This window comes from Nocardiopsis lucentensis DSM 44048 (assembly GCF_000341125.1).
Classification (GTDB): Bacteria; Actinomycetota; Actinomycetes; order Streptosporangiales; family Streptosporangiaceae; genus Nocardiopsis; species Nocardiopsis lucentensis.
Map to the genome: position 1 here is coordinate 1 of NZ_ANBC01000279.1, position 17,960 is coordinate 17,960.

General features: G+C 72.1%; 16 protein-coding genes, 1 tRNA gene and 1 pseudogene. 9 read left to right on the forward strand and 9 right to left on the reverse strand.

Going from position 1 to position 17,960, the window contains the following annotated elements; all coding sequences use genetic code 11:
* Nucleotides 1–218 precede the first annotated feature (218 nt).
* On the forward strand, nucleotides 219–770 hold the full coding sequence (locus tag D471_RS33665; RefSeq protein ID WP_017598388.1) for an Lrp/AsnC family transcriptional regulator: 552 nt from the start codon (nucleotides 219–221) through the stop codon (nucleotides 768–770).
* A gap of 311 nt (nucleotides 771–1,081) precedes the next feature.
* On the opposite strand, the gene D471_RS0109415 is transcribed toward D471_RS33665, so the two are convergent.
* The 4 genes from D471_RS0109415 to D471_RS0109430 form a co-directional block, all read right to left on the reverse strand.
* A tRNA-Val gene (locus tag D471_RS0109415) sits at nucleotides 1,082–1,155 on the reverse strand.
* A gap of 43 nt (nucleotides 1,156–1,198) precedes the next feature.
* Entirely contained in the window at nucleotides 1,199–1,669 is a 471-nt protein-coding gene (locus tag D471_RS0109420) for a peroxiredoxin (protein WP_017598389.1), read from the reverse strand.
* A gap of 87 nt (nucleotides 1,670–1,756) precedes the next feature.
* Nucleotides 1,757–2,182, reverse strand: a complete 426-nt coding sequence (locus tag D471_RS0109425; protein WP_017598390.1) for a DUF3052 domain-containing protein — start codon at nucleotides 2,180–2,182, stop codon at nucleotides 1,757–1,759.
* 185 nt (nucleotides 2,183–2,367) lie between these two features.
* Nucleotides 2,368–2,775, reverse strand: a complete 408-nt coding sequence (locus D471_RS0109430; protein WP_017598391.1) for a secondary thiamine-phosphate synthase enzyme YjbQ — start codon at nucleotides 2,773–2,775, stop codon at nucleotides 2,368–2,370.
* A gap of 127 nt (nucleotides 2,776–2,902) precedes the next feature.
* On the opposite strand from D471_RS0109430, the gene D471_RS0109435 reads away from it, so the two are divergent.
* Nucleotides 2,903–4,597 carry an alkaline phosphatase D family protein gene (locus tag D471_RS0109435; RefSeq protein WP_026127561.1) on the forward strand — a complete coding sequence of 565 codons (1,695 nt, stop codon included), beginning with the start codon at nucleotides 2,903–2,905 and terminating at the stop codon, nucleotides 4,595–4,597.
* Between the two features lie 45 nt (nucleotides 4,598–4,642).
* Here the strand turns inward: D471_RS0109435 and D471_RS0109440 are convergent, their stop codons facing one another.
* Both D471_RS0109440 and D471_RS0109445 read right to left on the reverse strand, forming a co-directional pair.
* Entirely contained in the window at nucleotides 4,643–5,530 is an 888-nt protein-coding gene (locus D471_RS0109440; protein WP_017598393.1) for a hypothetical protein, read from the reverse strand.
* A 272-nt stretch (nucleotides 5,531–5,802) separates the two neighbouring features.
* Nucleotides 5,803–7,035 (reverse strand): PucR family transcriptional regulator, encoded by a 1,233-nt coding sequence (locus D471_RS0109445; protein WP_017598394.1) that lies wholly within the window; start codon nucleotides 7,033–7,035, stop codon nucleotides 5,803–5,805.
* A 255-nt stretch (nucleotides 7,036–7,290) separates the two neighbouring features.
* Here D471_RS0109445 and D471_RS0109450 point away from each other — a divergent pair, with 255 nt between their 5' ends.
* From D471_RS0109450 to D471_RS0109470, 5 genes are all read left to right on the forward strand, one after another.
* Nucleotides 7,291–8,274 carry an ACP S-malonyltransferase gene (locus D471_RS0109450; RefSeq protein ID WP_083924172.1) on the forward strand — a complete coding sequence of 328 codons (984 nt, stop codon included), beginning with the start codon at nucleotides 7,291–7,293 and terminating at the stop codon, nucleotides 8,272–8,274.
* Nucleotides 8,275–8,276: 2 nt separating this feature from the next.
* Entirely contained in the window at nucleotides 8,277–9,233 is a 957-nt protein-coding gene (locus D471_RS0109455; RefSeq protein ID WP_017598396.1) for a beta-ketoacyl-ACP synthase III, read from the forward strand.
* A 93-nt stretch (nucleotides 9,234–9,326) separates the two neighbouring features.
* The gene (locus D471_RS0109460) at nucleotides 9,327–9,566 is read left to right on the forward strand and encodes an acyl carrier protein (protein ID WP_017598397.1); all 240 of its coding nucleotides are present in this window, start codon (nucleotides 9,327–9,329) and stop codon (nucleotides 9,564–9,566) included.
* A gap of 117 nt (nucleotides 9,567–9,683) precedes the next feature.
* Nucleotides 9,684–10,922, forward strand: a complete 1,239-nt coding sequence (gene fabF, locus D471_RS0109465) for a beta-ketoacyl-ACP synthase II (RefSeq protein ID WP_017598398.1) — start codon at nucleotides 9,684–9,686, stop codon at nucleotides 10,920–10,922.
* Nucleotides 10,923–11,220: 298 nt separating this feature from the next.
* A complete protein-coding gene (locus D471_RS0109470) occupies nucleotides 11,221–12,399 on the forward strand; it encodes an EAL domain-containing protein (RefSeq protein WP_017598399.1) in 1,179 nt (392 codons plus the stop codon).
* A gap of 63 nt (nucleotides 12,400–12,462) precedes the next feature.
* Here the strand turns inward: D471_RS0109470 and D471_RS0109475 are convergent, their stop codons facing one another.
* Nucleotides 12,463–13,413: an SGNH/GDSL hydrolase family protein gene (locus D471_RS0109475; protein ID WP_017598400.1), complete on the reverse strand. Its 951-nt coding sequence runs from the start codon at nucleotides 13,411–13,413 to the stop codon at nucleotides 12,463–12,465.
* Between the two features lie 669 nt (nucleotides 13,414–14,082).
* Here D471_RS0109475 and D471_RS0109480 point away from each other — a divergent pair.
* Both D471_RS0109480 and D471_RS0109485 read left to right on the forward strand, forming a co-directional pair.
* A complete protein-coding gene (locus D471_RS0109480; RefSeq protein WP_017598401.1) occupies nucleotides 14,083–16,368 on the forward strand; it encodes a hypothetical protein in 2,286 nt (761 codons plus the stop codon).
* 136 nt (nucleotides 16,369–16,504) lie between these two features.
* Complete coding sequence (locus tag D471_RS0109485; protein WP_017598402.1) at nucleotides 16,505–17,251, forward strand: DUF2470 domain-containing protein; 747 nt, start codon at nucleotides 16,505–16,507, stop codon at nucleotides 17,249–17,251.
* A gap of 76 nt (nucleotides 17,252–17,327) precedes the next feature.
* Here D471_RS0109485 and D471_RS0109490 read toward each other — a convergent pair whose 3' ends face one another.
* Nucleotides 17,328–17,672, reverse strand: a complete 345-nt coding sequence (locus D471_RS0109490; RefSeq protein ID WP_017598403.1) for a hypothetical protein — start codon at nucleotides 17,670–17,672, stop codon at nucleotides 17,328–17,330.
* Nucleotides 17,673–17,720: 48 nt separating this feature from the next.
* Nucleotides 17,721–17,960 (reverse strand): annotated as a pseudogene (locus D471_RS33670) (PLP-dependent aminotransferase family protein); the annotation flags it as partial.

A 17,960-nucleotide genomic window follows, 5' to 3' on the forward strand; every position in this document is an offset into this window, starting at 1 on the left:
CGCCACGGAGGCGCTGACCACCGGAGCCAGCGTGCCCGAGATCGTGCTCGCCAAGGGCCTGCTCACCGAACCGCAGCTGCGCGAGATCCAGACCGGCTTCACCGCGACCGGGACGTCCACCGCGTCGTCTCCCCGGTGAGAGCCGCCCCGGGCGTCCCGCGCCCCTGTCCCCCATCACGCGGGTCCCGTCCCCTACGTGGTTCGTATCATAAGGAGTTATGGCCGCCGCAATCGAACTGGACGCGATCGACTGGGCCATCCTCGAACAGCTCCAGAAAGACGCCACCATTCCCAACAAGCAGCTGGCGGAACAGCTGGGGATCGCCCCGTCGACCTGTCTGCTGCGCGTCCGTCGGCTGCGCGAGAGAGGCGTCATCACCGGGATCCACGCGCACGTGTCGTCGACGGCCATCGGGCTGGCGATGAACGCGATCCTCGCGGTGCAGGTCCGGACGCACACCCGTGAGGTGTTCACCCGGTTCGTCGACTTCGCCGTCGCCCTACCGGAGACCCGTTCGCTCTACCACGTCAGCGGTGCCGAGGACTTCCTGATCCATGTGGTGGTCAGCGACGCCGAACACCTCCAGCAACTCGTGCTCGACGTGATGTCGCAGCGCTCCGAGGTGACCCGGGTCCAGAGCTCGATCGTCTACGAGCAGACGGAGTTCCACGGTCTGCGCTCACCCGACTCGCGTCAGCGCCGACCACCTCTGATCGCGCCCCGCCTCCGCGCCCGTCCCAGCACGCGCCAGGACACTCCGCCAAGGTAGTCCCCGGCGGGCCCGGCCCCGGAACGCACGGGCATGTGGAGAGCCCCGGCGGAGACGACGGAATGACCCGGCGAGGCGGCCGAAGGCCCCGATCCGGGTCGTTCCGGGGTGCGGTGGACCCCGGGCAAACCAACGACAACCCCCGGGGCGAAGCCCCGCGTTGTAAGAGATCACTCCATCCACCCCGCCGACCCGCGCGGCCCCGGCCGCAGGGGGGTACCTCGGGGGGGTCGGGGGGTCTCCCCCGGTAGACGCGAAGGACGACCCGGCGAGGCGGCCGAAGGCCCCCGAGCAGGGTCGTCCTGAGTCCGTGGGCGCGAAGGGACTCGAACCCCTGACCTATTGCTTGTAAGGCAATTGCTCTAACCAACTGAGCTACGCGCCCCGCGTCGCAGGCGATCATACCGCCTCACAAGGGTCGTCGCTCCTCAGTTTCCGGTGAGCGAACGCAGCTCCCGAAGGTAGGCGTCCACGTCGCGGGGCTCGGATACCGCAGTGGTGACCGTCCAGCGGACGATCCCCTCGGCGTCGACGAGGAAGGTGCCGCGCCGCGCGGTCCCCCGGGCGGCGTCGAAGACCCCGTAGGCGTCGGCGACGGCGCCGTGCGGCCAGAAGTCCGACAGCAGCGCGAACGGGAAGGACTCCCGGTCCGACCAGGTGCGCAGGGAGAACACCGAGTCCACGGACACGGCCAGGACCCTGGCTCCGAGATCCTCGAACTCCGCGTGCCGCGCGCTCAGCTCGGCGAGCTCGCCCGAGCAGACGCCGGAGAAGGCCAGCGGGTAGAAGACCACCAGGACGGGGCGGCCCCGCAACCCGCTCAGGGTCGTGTCCTGCCCGTACTGATCGTGCAGCGTGAAATCGGGCGCGTGGGCGCCCTCGGTGATGATGTCGTTCATGTTCGTCGGCGGGCGCTTCTCAGCGCCGCGCGCCCTCCTTTGGGACGCGCGGCACCGGATGCCCCCACCCCGTCGGGGTGGAGTCCGTCACCGCTTGGGAACGACCATACGGGTGCACGACCAGTCAGAGCCGACGCTGATCGCACTGGTCTGCGACAGGCCGGACGTGGTAGCCGCTTCGGAGACGTCGCCCGGGGACACGTGCAGTTCGCGCCCCGCCTTCGGCGTCAGCACCAGGATGATGCCGCCGTCGGCGATCAGGGGCACCGTGTCCATCAGGGCGTCGGTGAGATCCCCCTCCTCGTCGGACCGCCACCACAGCAGTGCCGCGTCGACGTCACCGTCGAAGTCCTCGTCGACCAGCGCCTCGCCCGTGAGTTCGGCGATGGATGCGCGCAGTCCCTCGTCGACGTCGTCGTCGAAACCGAATTCCTGCACCACCTGACCCGGCTTGAATCCGAGTCGGTCAGCCAAGCCGCGTTCGCTCTGTGCCTGGCCCGCGGTCGCGCTCACGAAAGTTCTCCTCCACAGATGATTTTTCTCAATCTTGCCTGCACGAAGCAGTTGTCACAACGATGTTGGGCCATTCGAAACGCCCGTCCCGTGGGTCCGTAACCATCGTTGATCGCCTAGTTCACACGCTAGTGGCATCTCCCGTCAACGCACCGCCCAACCCGGATCCTTCCTGGTTCCCGTCCTCATGCCGACGTCAGGAACGACAACCGCACCTGCCGGTCGGGGTTGTCGATGTTGAGGTCGACCACCGCGATGGACTGCCACGTCCCCAGTTCGAGCCGTCCGGACAGCACCGGGACGGTGGTCTGCGGTGCGACGTAGGCCGGCATGACGTGGGAGCGCCCGTGGCCCTGGGAGCCGTGCTTGTGCCGCCACCGGTCGTCGGCGGGCAGCAGGTCGTCGAGCGAGGCCAGCAGGTCGTCGTCGGACCCGGCGCCGAGCTCGATGATGGCCACACCGGCGGTCGCGTGCGGGACGAACACGTTGAGGAGCCCGTCGCCTCCGTCGGCGACGAGGTCCGCGCACTCACGGGTGATGTCCGTGATGCTCTCTGAACCTCCTGTGTGCAGCTCAAGGATCTGTGTCCGCATAGCGCCACCTTCGCGCAGCCGGGGCGCTCGTGCAACCATCTTCGGCCGAGCTGTGGATGACGGTGGGGCTCCGAAACGCCATACTCGTCCACGACGTGTGAGAACCTGGGGCAAAAGAGGGGGAACGATGACTGTCTCGTTACGTCTGGGGCCCCTGTTGCGACATGTGGATCCGACCAGCGCGACGGTATGGGTGGAGACCGACGCCCCGTGCCGAGCGCGGATCCTCGTCGACGGCCGCGAGGCCGCTTCGGCGCCCACCTTCACCGTGCACGGGCACCACTACGCCGTGTGCGAACTCACCGGTCTCCAGCCAGGATCACGGCTGCCGTACGAGGTCCTGCTCGACGACACACCCGTCTGGCCCGAGCCGGACAGCCCCCTTCCGCCCAGCGTCGTGCGCACTCCGGCCCCGGACGCCCCCACCCGTCTGCTGTACGGCTCCTGCCACACCCCCACGGGCGACAGCCCCGAGGGCCTCGTCCGACACGGGCCCGACATGCTCCGCGCCACCGCCCGGCGCCTGGCCCGCGAACCCGTCGAGGACAACCTCCTGCTGCTGCTCATCGGCGACCAGGTCTACGCCGACGAGGTCCAGGAACCCATGCGCGAACTCCTGCGTCGGGTGCGCGAGGAGGATCCCGCCGACGGCGCCCCCGACGACGAGGTCGTCCGGTACGACGAGTACGCCGAGCTGTACCGGCAGGCCTGGAGCGACCCGCAGGTGCGCTGGCTGCTGTCGACCGTCCCCACCCTCATGGTCTTCGACGACCACGACATCCGCGACGACTGGAACACCTCCGCCGCCTGGCGCCGCGCCATGGACGCCCTTCCCTGGTGGCGCACGCGGATCACCAGCGGCCTGGGCGCCTACTGGGTGTACCAGCACCTGGGCAACCTGTCCCCCGCCGACCGCGACGCCGACCCGGTGTGGGCCCGGATCCGCGACCGCGGTTCCGACGCGGGCGACGTCCTGGACGCGTTCGCCTGGCGGGCGCACGACGAGCCCTCGTCCTACCGCTGGAGCCACCGCGTCGACGCGGGGTCCGTCCGCGTCCTGGTCACCGACACCCGGTGCGGCCGCGCCCTGGGCGGGCAGGAGGGGCCGGAGCGGTCCATACTCGGCCCCGACGGGCACGCGTGGCTGGACGCGCACCTGACCGGCGGCCACGAACACGTCGTGGTCGCCTCCACGGTTCCGGTCCTTCTCCCCCCAGCGGTGCAGCACCTGGAGGCGTGGAACGAGGCGGTGTGCGAGGGCGCGTGGGGCGGCTGGGCGCGAGGACCGGCGGAGCGGGTGCGCCAGGCCCTCGACCTGGAGCACTGGGGCGCCTTCCAGCACTCCTTCCGCCGTCTGGGCGAGGGGGTCCGCGCGCTGTGCGGAGGTGAACGCGGCCCGGCGCCGTCCACGGTCCTGTTCCTGAGCGGCGACGTCCACTTCTCCTACCTCGCCCGCACGGACGGCGCGGAGGGCGACCTTCCGGCCGGGAGCCCGGGCGGCGCCGCGCCCGCGCCGGACGAGCGCCGCACGCGCGTCGCCCAGCTCGTCTCCTCGCCCTTGTGCAACCAGTTGCCGCTCCCCCTGCGCCGGAGCGCACGGCTGTCCGCCAGCTGGCCGTTCACCGCCGCGGGGAGGGTGCTGACGTGGTTGGCGCGGGTCCCCCGCCCCTGGCTCCGCTGGCGCCTGGACGGTCCCCCGTACTTCGGCAACACGATCGGCGAGGTGGTCTTCGACGGCCCCGACGCCGAAGCGGTCTGGTACCACTGCCCCGAGGCGGGGCAGGACGTCCTGCCGCACGTGTACCGGCGCGTGGCCGTGTGACGGGTCGCCGCGCGCCGACCCGTGGACGGTCCGCGCCTGGACGCCTCAGCGCTTGGGCGTGCTCGGACGCCGCGTCGATCGCGCGCCGTGGCGCTCTCGGCCGACGGTCCGCAGGGCGCCGCCGCTCTCGATGACGCGCCGCGCGGCGCGGTGCACGGTGCCCCCCGTTCCGCTGGCGGTGATCAGCCGTCCCACGGTGCCGCTTCCGGTACCGGCGCCGGTACCCCTGACGGCCTCCTGAGCGGCCGCCGGGCCGTCCGGGGAGGTGTCCCGGCCGTTCTCCGACCCGTCGGCCCCGGCCTTCTCCTCCTTGCTCTCCTGCGCCGCGCCGCGCGCCCGGTCGCGCTCGTCGCGCCACCGCCGCCAAGCGTCGGCCAACGGCGTGGCCACCGGCCAGGTGACCTTCGCCGGGCGCGACAGGGCATGCCACAGGTAGGCGGTGGTGCCCCACGCCTCCATCGCGCGGCGTGCCCGCGTGATGGTGAAGAAGGTGGGCATGGCCATCAGCATCTGCGGCCAGGACAGTGCCAGTGCGGCGAGGAGCGGGTACAGACCGCCGCCGACGAGCGACGCGGTCGCGCCGAGCGCCACGGGAACGAGCGCGAGGCAGACCCGCAGATGGGTGAACTGCCGGAAGCGGTGCAGGGACCGGCGGGCGGAGACCTGGGGCGAGAGCCCCTCCGGCAGCGGTGTGGGCTGGACGACCAGCGTGAGGAGGAGGGTTCCCACTCCCATGGAGGTGGCCAGGAGTATCGTCCATCCGGGCGCGGAGAGGTCGCCCCCGACCGCGAGGGAGACCAGCGCGAGTACCGGGATCGGTACCGGGACCCAGAACAGGACGCGTCTGCGCAGCTCGCCCTCCTGCGTGGGTTGGAGAGCGGCCTCGGTCACCGTCTCGATCAGCCGGAAACTCTTCCTCGGTCGCTCGACCACAGCCTTGACCCCCCAAGAACGTCGTGTCGGAGCGGTGCGGGGACCTCGCCCGAGGCATGCCCTTCCTCGCGGTCCCACAGGCGTCCCGCCCACCACAAAGCTATCCCTTTTGGTGCGGTCCCCGGGCGCACACGGTCAGTTACAGACATACCCGACCGACGTGAAACATCCATAAGTAGCCAGGTACGACACACAACGATCAGGTTACGGATAGGTTCGTGGCGCTGATCACGCCGTCCCTTCACCGTCGACGGCGGTCGCGCGAACGGCCCCTACTCCGCTCCCGCCAGGCGCCCCAGGGCCACCGCCACCCTCAGCACGAACGACCCGCGCCCGTCCGCGGGCATGTGCCCGGTCAGCTCGGCGATCCGGCTGAGGCGGTACCGGACGGTGTTGGGGTGGACGAACAGCATCCGGGCCGTGGCCTCCAGCGACGACGCGTGCTCCAGGTACACCGACAGCGTGTCCAGGAGCGGCGACCCCGCCCCGGCCAGCGGGACGTACACCTCCTCGACCAGCTCCCGGCGCGCGTCGGCGTCCCCGTGCAGCGCGCGTTCGGGCAACAGGTCGTCGGCGCGTACCGGGCGCGGCGCGTCGGGCCAGGCCACCGCCGCCCGCAGGCCGCTGACCGCCGCGCGTGCCGAGGCCCCCGCGGCCCTGAGGTCGGGCACCGCCGGGCCGACGACGACCGGGCCCGGTCCGAACAGTCCGGCCAGCGGCTCGGCGGCGGCGAGGGGCAGCTCCTCCCGCGGGTAGCGGTCCCCGACCCCGACCACCACGACCACCCGGGAACCCTGGCGGCCCGCGAGGACGTCGTGTCCGAGACGGCGGGCGGCCGCGCGCAGGTCGTCCAGGACCTTGGCTCCGGACTCCCCCTCAGTCCCACCCGCGACGGCGATCACCGGAGTGTGCGACCACCCCAGGGCCGACCCCCAGGTCTCCAGCCCCTCCTCCCGGTCACCGTGCAGCAGCGCGTCGACGATGAGGGCTTCCAGGCGGGCGTCCCAGGCCCCCCGGGCCTCGGCCGCGCGCGCGTAGACCTTCGCCGAGCTGAACGCGACCTCCCGCGTGTACCGCAGCACCGCCTCACGCAGCTGCTGGGCGCCGCCCGGCGCGGCCAGTTCGTCGACCTGGGCCTCGACCACCTCGATGACCACGCGGATCATGTCGACGGTCTGCTGCAGCGACACCGACCGTGTGAGTTCGCGCGGAGCCGTGCCGAAGACCTCCACCGTGATGGCCGGGCGGCCGCGCACCGGGTTGCGGAACCAGTCGACGAAGGCCGCCACCCCCGACTGCGCCACCAAGCCGATCCACGACCGGTCCTCCGCCGACATCCGGCGGAACCAGGCGAGCCGCTCCTCCATGCGCGCCACGGCCGCCGTGCCGAGCGCGCCCATGGAGCGCTCCAGTCGTCGCACGGTCTCCGCGCGCACGCGATCCTGCTCGGCCTGGCCCGTGTCCTCGCCGTCGGAGTCTCGGGCATCCTGGTGTCGGGTGTTCACACCCCCAGGGTCTCATCCCGGGTCCGTCCGGGAGGCGGCCCGTTCCACGTCGGAGGCCCGCGAGGGGGCGCGGCCACCCCTCTCCGCCCCTGCTGGCGCGCTCCCGCGGCCCCGGAGAGTGATCTCCCCCACCCGGGGTACGGGCGAAGGCCCGACCCCGACGCCGCCTTTGTGGAGGGCCTACAAACGACCCCGAGGTAACTTCGTGTGCCTCCCCCTCTGACTGGTGATCTCCTACAGGGCAAGGTTGATGCTGTGCTTGTAATCGTTGCTCCCGGCCAAGGCGCCCAAGTCCCCGGCTTCCTCTCCCCGTGGCTGGAACTGCCCGGTGTCCCCGAACAGTTCGCCGCGTGGTCCGAGGTGACCGGTCTCGACCTGGTCCGCTACGGCACCGAGGCTGACGCGGACGAGATCCGCGACACGGCCGTGGCCCAGCCCCTGCTGGTCAGTGCCGGCATGGCCGCCGCCTCCGCCATCCTGGGCACGCTCTCCGCCCCCGGTCCCGGGCTACCCGCCGACCACTCCTTCGTGGACGCCGTCGCCGGCCACAGCGTCGGTGAGTTCACCGCCGCGGCGGTGACCGGTGTCCTGTCACCGGGCGACGCGCTCGCCCTGGTCGCCGAGCGCGGTCGTGGGATGGCCGACGCCGCCGCCCGCACCGAGACCGGTATGACCGCCGTCCTCGGCGGAGTGCGCGAGGACGTGCTCAAGGCCGTCGCGGACGCCGGGCTCACCCCCGCCAACGACAACGGTTCCGGGCAGATCGTGGCCGCCGGGACCACCGAGCAGCTCGCCGCGTTCGCGGAGAACCCGCCCGCCCGCGCCCGGCTGCGCTCCCTCTCGGTCGCCGGGGCGTTCCACACCGAGCACATGGCCCCGGCCGTGGAGCGCGTCCGGGCCGCCGCGGCCTCCCTGTCCCCGCAGGACCCCTCGACCCGGCTACTGTCCAACGCCGACGGCGCAGTCGTCGGGAGCGGGTCGGAGTACCTGGACCGTCTGGTCTCGCAGATCTCCTCCCCGGTCCGATGGGACGCCTGCACCCGGACCCTCGCCGACCTGGGCGTGACCGCCCTGATCGAGCTGACCCCCGCCGGAACCCTCACGGGGCTGGCCAAGCGGGCCCTGCGCGGTGTCGAACTGCTCGCGGTGAAGACGCCGGACGACATCGACCGCGCCACCGCCCTCATCAAGGAGCACGCCGGGGTCACCGCCCCGGCGGGCGCCGACCAGGAAGGCTGATCATGTTCAAGACCCCGAGCGCTCCCGTGGGCGCGACCATCGTCGCCTTCGGTGAGCACCAGCCCTCCAGGGTCGTGACCAACGCCGACCTGGAGGCTCGGGTCGACACCAACGACGAGTGGATCCAGAGCCGCGTCGGTATCCGTGAGCGCCGCATCGCCGGTCCCGAGGAGACCGTGGAGAGCATGGGCGTGGCCGCGGGCGGTAAGGCACTGGCCGCCAGCGGGCTGTCCCCCAAGGACATCGACCTCGTGATCGTCGCCACGTGCACCGTGACCGACCAGATCCCCAACGCCGCCGCGACCGTCGCCGACCGGTTGGGGATCACCGCTCCCGGCGCCTTCGACGTCAACGCCGCCTGCGCGGGCTTCTGCTACGCGCTGGGCGTCGCGTCGGACGCGGTGCGCGGCGGCAGCGCGCGCAACGTCCTGGTGATCGGCTCCGAGAAGCTCAGCGACTGGGTGGACTGGGACGACCGCTCCACGTGTGTGATCTTCGCCGACGGAGCCGGGGCCGCCGTGGTCTCCGGAGCCGAGGAGCACGGCATCGGCCCCGTGGTCTGGGGATCCGACGGCGGCCGCGCCGACAAGATCTACCTGCGCGACCACAAGTACCTCTACCAGGAGGGCCAGGCGGTGTTCCGCTGGACCACCACCGAGCTGTACAAGGTCGCGCTGGAGGCCCTGGAGAGGGCTGGGGTGGAGCCCGGTGAGCTGACGGCCTTCGTGCCGCACCAGGCCAACCTGCGCATCGTGGAGTCCATCGCACGAAAGCTGGGTGCGCCCCAGGCACTCGTGGCCCGCGATATCGTCACCGCTGGCAACACCTCCTCCGCGTCCATTCCCCTCGCGCTCTCGCGCATGGTCGGACGCGGGGAACTGCCCTCGGGGAGCACCGTGCTCACCCTGGGCTTCGGGGCGGGACTGGCCTACGCCGCTCAGGTGATCCGCATCCCCTGATCCCGTCCCTCGGCCCGCGGTCACACCCACGAGCCGACCCCGTACCGCGGGGACGTCCCCGCGACAGAAGCGTCAAGCAAGGAGATACACGACATGGCTCACAGCGAGCAGGAGATCCTGACCGGACTCGGCGAGATCATCGAGGAGATCGTCGGGACCGAGCCCTCCGAGGTCACCCCGGAGAAGAGCTTCGTCGACGACCTGGACATCGACTCGCTGTCCATGGTGGAGATCGCCGTCGCCGCCCAGGACAAATTCGGCGTCGAGATCCCCGACGACCAGCTCAAGGACCTCAAGACGGTCCAGGACGTCATCACCTTCATCCAGAAGTAGCGTCTCCGGGCCGCCGGGGCCACACGCCCCNNNCGCCGCCCGGTTCCGTCCAGATATCCGCCAACGCCTCCCGGCACCCCGCGGCCGGGTACGACCCACGAGAAGGGCGATCGGATCATGTCCAAGACCGATGTCGTCGTCACCGGCCTCGGTGCCACCACCCCCCTCGGGGGTGACGTCGCGACCACATGGTCCGCGCTCCTCGACGGCCGGTCCGGTGTCACCATGCTCGACCCCGACTGGCACGAGACGCTCCCGGTGCACTTCGCCGGGCGTATCGCGCAGGAACCCTCCGAGAAGCTTCCCCGCCCGAGGCTGCGCAGGCTCGACCGCACCCAGCAGTTCGCCCTGATCGCCGCAGAGGAGGCCTGGGCCGACGCGGGCAGCCCGGAGGTCGACCCCATCCGCCTCGGTGTCGTCGTCTCCAGCGGTATCGGTGGCATCCTCACCATCCTCGAGCAGTACGACACCTTCCGTGAGAAGGGCTGGAAGCGGGTCTCCCCGTTCACCGTGCCCATGCTCATGCCCAACAGCCCCGCCGCCGCGGTCTCCCTGGAGTACGGCGCCCGCGCCGGTGCGCACGCCCCGGTCAGCGCCTGCGCCTCCAGCGCCGAGGCCATCGCCAACGCCGTCGACATGATCCGCGACGGCCGCGCCGACGTCGTGATCGCCGGCGGCACCGAGGCCGCGATCCACCCGCTCAACATCGCCTCGTTCGCGTCCATGCGCGCCCTGTCCACCCGCAACGACGACCCGCAGGGCGCCTCCCGCCCGTGGGACAAGGACCGTGACGGGTTCGTCATGGGCGAGGGCGCCGGGATCGTCGTCCTGGAGTCGGCCGAGCACGCCGCCAAGCGCGGTGCCCGCGTGTACGCGCACGCCGCCGGCGTGGGCTACACCGCCGACTCCTACGACATCGTCCAGCCCGACCCCGAGGGCGCGGGGCAGGCCCGGGCGATCGACCTGGCCCTGGCCGACGGCGGCCTCGCACCGGACGACATCGTGCACGTCAACGCGCACGCCACGTCCACGCCCGCCGGGGACGTCGGTGAGACCCGTGCGATCCGCACGGCGCTGGGTGAGTCCGCGGCCGACCAGGTCGCCGTGACCTCGACCAAGTCGATGACCGGCCACCTCCTGGGCGGTGCCGGAGCCGTGGAGTCGATCGCCACGATCCTGGCGCTGCACGACGGCCGCATCCCGCCGACGATCAACATCAGCGAGCTCGACCCGGAGGTCGTCGTGGACATCGTCCGCGACAAGCCCCGGGACATGCCCGCCGGTGACGTGGCGGCCATCAACGAGTCCTTCGGCTTCGGCGGGCACAACATCGCCCTGGCCTTCCGCCGCGCCTGAACCAGCGTCCCACGGACGTCACGGTGTCCCCGTGGCGTCCGTCCCCTCCGGTGGTCCCCGCCCCTCACGGCGCGGACCACCGACCCGTTTCGGCCGGGGCCTGCGAGGGGCGCGGAGCATGACCGTCGTCGCGGTGTCCACGACGACATTCCGCTCTGGTCAGGGCCGGACCTGGTTTCGGGCCGTTTCGGCGCGAGGTGACCGTCCGTGCCGGGGCGGGTCTTCGCGCAGGTGAAGGTCTGCTGAACAGCAGCGCACAGACCTTTTTCCCGGGTTCCGGGCCCGCCACCATGGACACGTGTCTGTCCACTCGCCCCAGCAGCTCGCCGAGAGCCCCCGAACCGACAAGAGCGCTCCGGCGCCCCGACGTCCCTCCGGCGCCGTGACCTACCGGCCCGTCGTGGACCTGGACTCCGGTGCCGTCGTGGCCGTCGAGGTCGTCACGTCCCTTCCGCCTACCAGCCGAAACGGCATGGCCGAGGTGACCGCCCGTGAGCAGATGGTGGTCGCCGAGTGGCTGTTGACCCTGGTCAAGGAAGCAGCCAGCACGGAGAGCCTGCTTCCGCTCGTTCTGCCCCTGCCCGCACGCACACTGACCGCGGGCGACGAGTTCGTCTCGCTGCTCGACAGCCGGCTGCGCCAGGCGGGCCGACGGCCGCGCGACATCACGTTCATGCTCACCACCGACCTGGCCGACCTGCCCCGCCAGACCGTCACCTCCGGGGTGGCCCGGCTGCGGGCCACCGGGTTCCGCTGCGGCTTCGGTACCGCGCTGATCCGCCCGGACCTGATCCTGGAGACCACGCCGTTCCTCATCCGGCTCGACCCCACGATCGTGTCGGACGTCTCCTCCGACCAGCGCAGGACCACCATCGTCGAGGGCCTGGCCCGGCTGGGCCGGGGCAGCGGCGTCTACGCGATGGCCGCGGGCGTGTCGAGCGTCGAGGACGTCATCCGTCTGCGCCGCTGCGGCCTGCGCGTAGGGACCGGGACGTTCTTCGCCGACGACGGCTGGCGGCCGGGCGAGCGCGTGACCCAGGTGCCCGAACCCGCCACCACCGACCAGGACGCGAGTGAGTCCGGTCCGCAGATCACCGAGTTCATGCTTCCCCCGGTGGGTTTCGACTCCGACTCCACGGCCGAGGAGATCCTGGACGCGTTCACCGGGGACCCCGCGCTCAACAGCGTCATCCTCATCGACCACCGCGACCGTCCGCTGGGGGTGATCGACCGGACCCGGTTCCTGCTGTCGGTGACCGGACGGTACGGGCACGCGCTGCACGCCAAGAGGCCCTCGATGCGGCTGGCCGAGCCGCCGCGGACCGTGCCCTCCTGGATGTCGGCGCTCGCCGCGCTGCGGGTGGCCGGTCAGGACAACAGCCGCGTCTACGAGGACCTGATCGCGACGAACTCCTACGGGCAGGTCGTCGGCGTGGTCCACGTGTCCGACCTGATCCAGTCACTGTCGCGCAGCTGACCGGGACCGGCGGGCCCGCCCGCGCGATCGCTCCCGCGTGGACCGGCCCCGCCCGCGCCCCCGCTAGTGGCTGGGTGTGGGTCCCTTGGTGCCCGAGGGGCTGCTGGTCGGGGCGCCCCCGTCCACCGGATCGAACCGGCCGGGTTCCACGCCCCGTTCGATGTCCCGCGCCATCCGCGCCCGCGTCGTCTCGTCGTGCAGGTAGTCCAGGGTGGGGCGCTTGGGCAGGCGTCCGTCACCCGAGGAACGGCCCAAGGCACGGCGGCGCAGCCACGGCACCAGGTACTGGCGGGCCCACCGGCGGTTCTCGCGGCGGCGCAGAATGCGCGGCAGCTGCCGGGGAGGGGTGCTCCAGGGGTCGGTCCACGACTCCCGGGGACCCATCGGGAAACCGAGCAGGTCGGCGACGCGGGCGGCGACGATCTGGTGGCCGGTGCCGTTGAGGTGCAGCCGGTCGTCGCTCCAGGCGCGGGAGTCGGTGAGCGCGTTGAGCGCCCACAGGTCCACGATCTCGGTCCCGGTGCGCTCGGCGACGGCGCGCATGTGCATGCTGAACACCGCGATGCGACCGCGGTAGTAACGCAGGACGGGGATCCATCCGGTGTCGTGACCGGACAGGATCACGACGCGGATCCCGGCGTCGCTCAGGCGGCGGATACCCTCCTCGAACTGCTCGGCGAGCTGGTCGAGGTCGCCGCCGGGACGTAGGACGTCGTTGCCGCCCGCCAGGACGGTGACCAAGTCCGGCTTCCACTCCAGGGTCTGGTCGAGCTGCTCACCGAAGATGTGCCGCATCCGGCGACCGCGCACGCCCAGGTTGGCGTAACGGAAGTCGGGCGTGTACGAGCCGAGGTGCTCCGCGAGGCGATCGGCGAAACCGCGGTACTCGCCGCCGGGGCCGCTGTCGTCCTCCATCCCCTCGGTGATGCTGTCGCCGATCGCGACGTAGGACCGGATGGCGTCCGGTCTGATGGCTCGCGCGGCCGCTGGGGGATTCGTCTCTACGTCTGTCACGTCAACCAATCGTCCGGCTCGACCGTCCCACGCTCGCGAGGCGCCGAGGGCGCGCGGGAACGGAAGTCTGGCAGGGGCCGCGATGCCGCCACCCCGATCCGAACACCGTCGACCCAGGTCGGCCGCTGGGCGGCCACCCGACCGAAGGGCGTTCGGACGAGGACAGTGCCCGCCCAGCATACCGTTCCCATGGGTGTTGGCCGAGGTCGACCACATCACCCCGAACCAGTCCGTTCCGGTGGCCCCGCGTACTCGTGGGCGGCGACGGCGAACGGCAGGACAGGGGCGGCTCCCGACCCGTGTCGGCCCCGGTCCCGAACGGGATACACACACCGTCGGACTGATATGAGGTGGATCACACACGAAGCCGTCGCCTCGTCCGTGATGGCCCTTGTCACCGTCACCACACGAGCGGGTCACAGACATGTCCGCCGAGACCGGGGCGTCCTGGGGGTACCCATGTGGCTCCCGGCCACGTACGATCTCCGACAAGTACTCACGGCGCCCCTGTCCCCCGGCATGCCGTGCCCACTGGCGGTGCAACCGATCGGCGCCGCCGGTCCGGCCCCCGATGGGTGAAGGGCGCGTACTGTGGTGCATCGAACCGAAGGCCCGTGCGGTTCCTCCCCAATTCACGTGCAGTCACCAGGAGGTCGAGGTCCCCAGCGGATGAACGCCGTCTCCCCGATCTGCCTCGTCGACCTCGCCCCCGCCCTGCGGTGGTCGCGTTCGCCGGACGTGGCACCCCTGCTCCACCACGACCGGCTCATCGACGGCTGGTGGCACTCGTTGCCCGTGGCCCGGGTGCTGGACATCGCCGGGCCGCCCTGGCTCGCGCACGGCATCGCCCGACTGGCCACCGAGCAGTGGAGCCACGTCCCGCTCGGCGAGTTCCTGCCCAGCCTGCGCACTCAGTCGGTGGACTGCTCCGACCTGGCCGAACCGGTACGAGGCGCGATCACCTCCACCGCGGGCGACTGGGACCACCTCATCTCCGCCACCCCCCAGGAGATCCGTGCGTGGCCGATCCCCGGCTGCGGTGTCCTCGACATCGTCAGCACGGTCGCCTGGCGGGCCCTCCAACCCTGCTGCGAACTTCCCGGCGGCCCCACCCCCTCCCCCGCGCTGATGCTCGAGGCCGTCCGCACGGTCTCCCACTGGCTTCCGGACTCGGCCCCCGAACACGTGCGCAACGCGCTGGAATACCTCACCGCCGCCACCGGCGTGGCCGACGGGTCGGAGGTCTCCGAGGGTGCCGGACTCGACCCGGCACCTCCGCAGACCCCGGCGACCCGCGCCATCCGCACCCTCAGGGCGCTGCGCGCCCAGCGCGCCGAGGAGCACCCGGGCCCGGAGATGAGCGGCCCGGCCGAGACCTCCGCCGTCGGCCACGACGCCGCGCCCACCGGTATGGTCAGCTCCGCCGCGATGATCCCCGGCGGCGCCCAGGGCGCCGAGGCCACGGCCGCCGAACCCGTGACGGCGGAGGGGGTCGGGGACCTGCGGTCGCAGTTTCGCAGCTCCCTGCTGGGCCCCGGCCGCACCCTGCGCCGGCCCTCCTTCGGCCCGCCCAAGGCGATGCGGTCCGAACCCGTGGAGGAGCCCCCGGCTCCCGCCCTCGGCGAGCATCCGCTGGTGGACCTGGTCGACGGCATGTTCCGCTCCTGGCCCGACCTGGAGCGCACGGTGGCCGCCGAGCGCCTCTTCGCCACCGACCCCATCAGCATCCGGGTGCTCTCGGAGCAGATCACGGTGGACGTCACGGAGATCCGCGCGGCCCAGCGCAGGGTCGAGGAACGCCTGCTGCAGTGGCTCAACTCGCCAGAGGGCGCTCCGATCACCAAACACCTGCGCGAGCTGTCCGAGCAGCTGGGGTCGGCGACCACCATCGACCGGCTGATCAACGCCCACGCCGACCACCCGGTGAACGTGCCCACGCTGCACACGCCCCTGTGGCGGGTGGTCATCACCCTGTTCACCGACCGGCGGATGCACAACGGCTGGCTGATCGCCGACGACCCCAACCGCCTGCGCTGGCAGACCCGCGAGCTGCTGGGCGACGGGCCGAGTCTGACCGACGCGGGACTCCGTCTGAGCCGGATCGGCATCCGCCAACAGGAGCTGCGAGCCTGGCTGCTGAGCACACCGGGCGTGAGCCTCAAGGACGGGTACGTGTTCGTCGACCCGTCAGTGCCGATGGAGGCGCCCACCAACCAGTCCGGCGCTCCGGACTCCTCGGGGGCGCGGACCGAGAACGGGCTGCCGATACGGCGCCGCCCCGACGGCCCCACGCACGAGGAGACTCCGGCCCCCCACCAGTACAGACCAGCGCACGACCGGCCTCCGACGGCCGCGGCCCCCGACCCCATGCCCTCCGGTCCGATCCCGACCGTCGCGCCGCCCCCGCCCCCCGCGGCCTCGGGCGACCCCGCCATGGCCGCGCGCTGCTTCCGCGCCCCGGACGGGCGCTGGTGGCACCGGGTCGACATCACGGCCGACCACCTCAACGGCGCGCCCGTGGCGGTCCCGGCGGGCTACGCGACGCACCTGGGCCTCCAGCCGGGTCGGCTGCTGTGTCTGACCGCCCCCGGCGCGGACCTGCTCGTGCTGGTGTGGCGCGACCAGCCCGCGTTCGACTCGCTGCGACCGCTCCTGCGCCGGCAGGCGGCCCAACCCGGCGACCGGGTGTTCATCACCGTCTCCGGAGACCGGCTCGACGCGCGCAAGCTCCCGGCCTCCGACCTGAGCGGCTTCTCCCCCGCCGCGCGGGCCCTGCACCTGAGCGGCTACACGGCGCACGCCTCCACCGAGGATTCGCTGCGGATCCTGGCCCGCCGGATCAGCGACGACGACGCGGCGTTGCTGGACCCGCAGGCGCTCGTCGACCGGCTGGAGCTGCGCGGGGACGCCGACATCGCCGGGGAGCTGCGCTCCGGGCTCTTCGCCGCCCGCTGACCACCCCACACCGTCACCTCATCAGGCCCCCGGGCTCTTCCCCGGGGGCTTCGTCGTATCGGAAGCGTCCAGGACTACCACCCCCAACGAAAAAGCATGTAGGTTAGCCTTACCTAAGAGAGTTGAGGTGATCCTCATGCGTGCGTCCCACCGTGCCCTGGAGCCGTCCCCCGCCGAACGGGCTCGTTCGGTCCTGGCCCGACCCAACCCCGCGACCGTGACGGCCTCCGAGCTGTCGCTGGACCTGGCCGCCCCCGTCTGCCATACCGGCCCCGGCGACGAGATCACGCTGCTGGTACCCGACGACCACCGGCTCCTGGTCGAGATCGGCCCGGACCCGCTGGAGGCGACCGTCGAGTTCGTCGACACCGCCCCGCTGGACCTGCGCGACCCCACCCGCTCCCTGCTGTGGATCAGCGGTGCCCTGAGCGTCCCAGAGCCCGACGAGGCGCGCGACCGCGCACTGGAGGTACTGGCCAGGGACCCGGACGAGCGCCTCCTGGACCTGGGGCACGGACACACCATGGTCGTCCTGGTGCCCCACCTGGTCGTGCACTCCGCGCAGGACGGCTGTCATCTGCTCCACCCCGGCGAGTTCGGCCGCGCCCACGCCGACCCGTTCGGCCGTTGGGAGGGGCCATGGCTGCGCCACCTGGAGCAGGATCACCCCGACGTCCTGTACGCCCTGGTGGACCGTTGCCCCCTCCCCCTGCCGGACGGCCGCCCCCGCCCGCTGGGGGTGGACCGCTTCGGTCTGCTGCTGCGGCTGGAGTCCGCCGACGGCGACCACGACGTGCGCATCCCGTTCCGCCGACCGGCCCGGACGCCGCACGACGTCGCCCACGAGGTCCACGTCCTGGCCGGGATCGACCACCGCCACTGAGTCGCCCCGCCCTCAGGTGACGGCGGGCCATCAGGCCGAACCCATGATCGGGAGGTTCTCCTGGCGGGATCGTCCGTCAGGCCGGTCCGATGATCGGCGCGACGACGAAGGCCGTGACCCCGCAGCCGACGAGGAAGAGCACCACGGCCCAACCGAGGACCCGCCCCAGCACACGCCGGAGGCGGCCGGACCGCCCCAGGCAGACCAGTACCAGGTGGACCGGGGCCACGACGGCGGCGACCGCGGCTGCCGCGCCGTGGATCCCCAGGAACGCGTACATGACGGGGTCCGTCGCCCCCGACATGACGAGGACCAGCCCGGCCAAGCCCAGGGCCCAGTACCCCGTGCACACCACGACCACGGCGGTGGCGAACCAGGCCGCGATCCGCCAGACGGCGGAACCCTCCCAGGGGGAATCCATGCCCGCATCGTCCCGTGCGGACGGCGGAGCCCGCATGAGTACCGCCACTCAGCGCAGGATCCCGGCGAGCACCCGCACCCCCTCGTCGATCTCCTGGGGGCCCGCGGTGGCCGCGAAGCTGAGCCTCAGGTGCGGCCCGGTCGGTTCGGCCGGGAAGTAGACGTGGCCCGGGGCCACGGCGACTCCCGAACGGAGCGCCTCCGTGACGACCTCGGCCTCGTCCGTCCCCTCCGGCAGGGGAAGCCACAGGTGGTAGCCGCCCAGGCGCGAGACCGGCTGGGCCCCGGC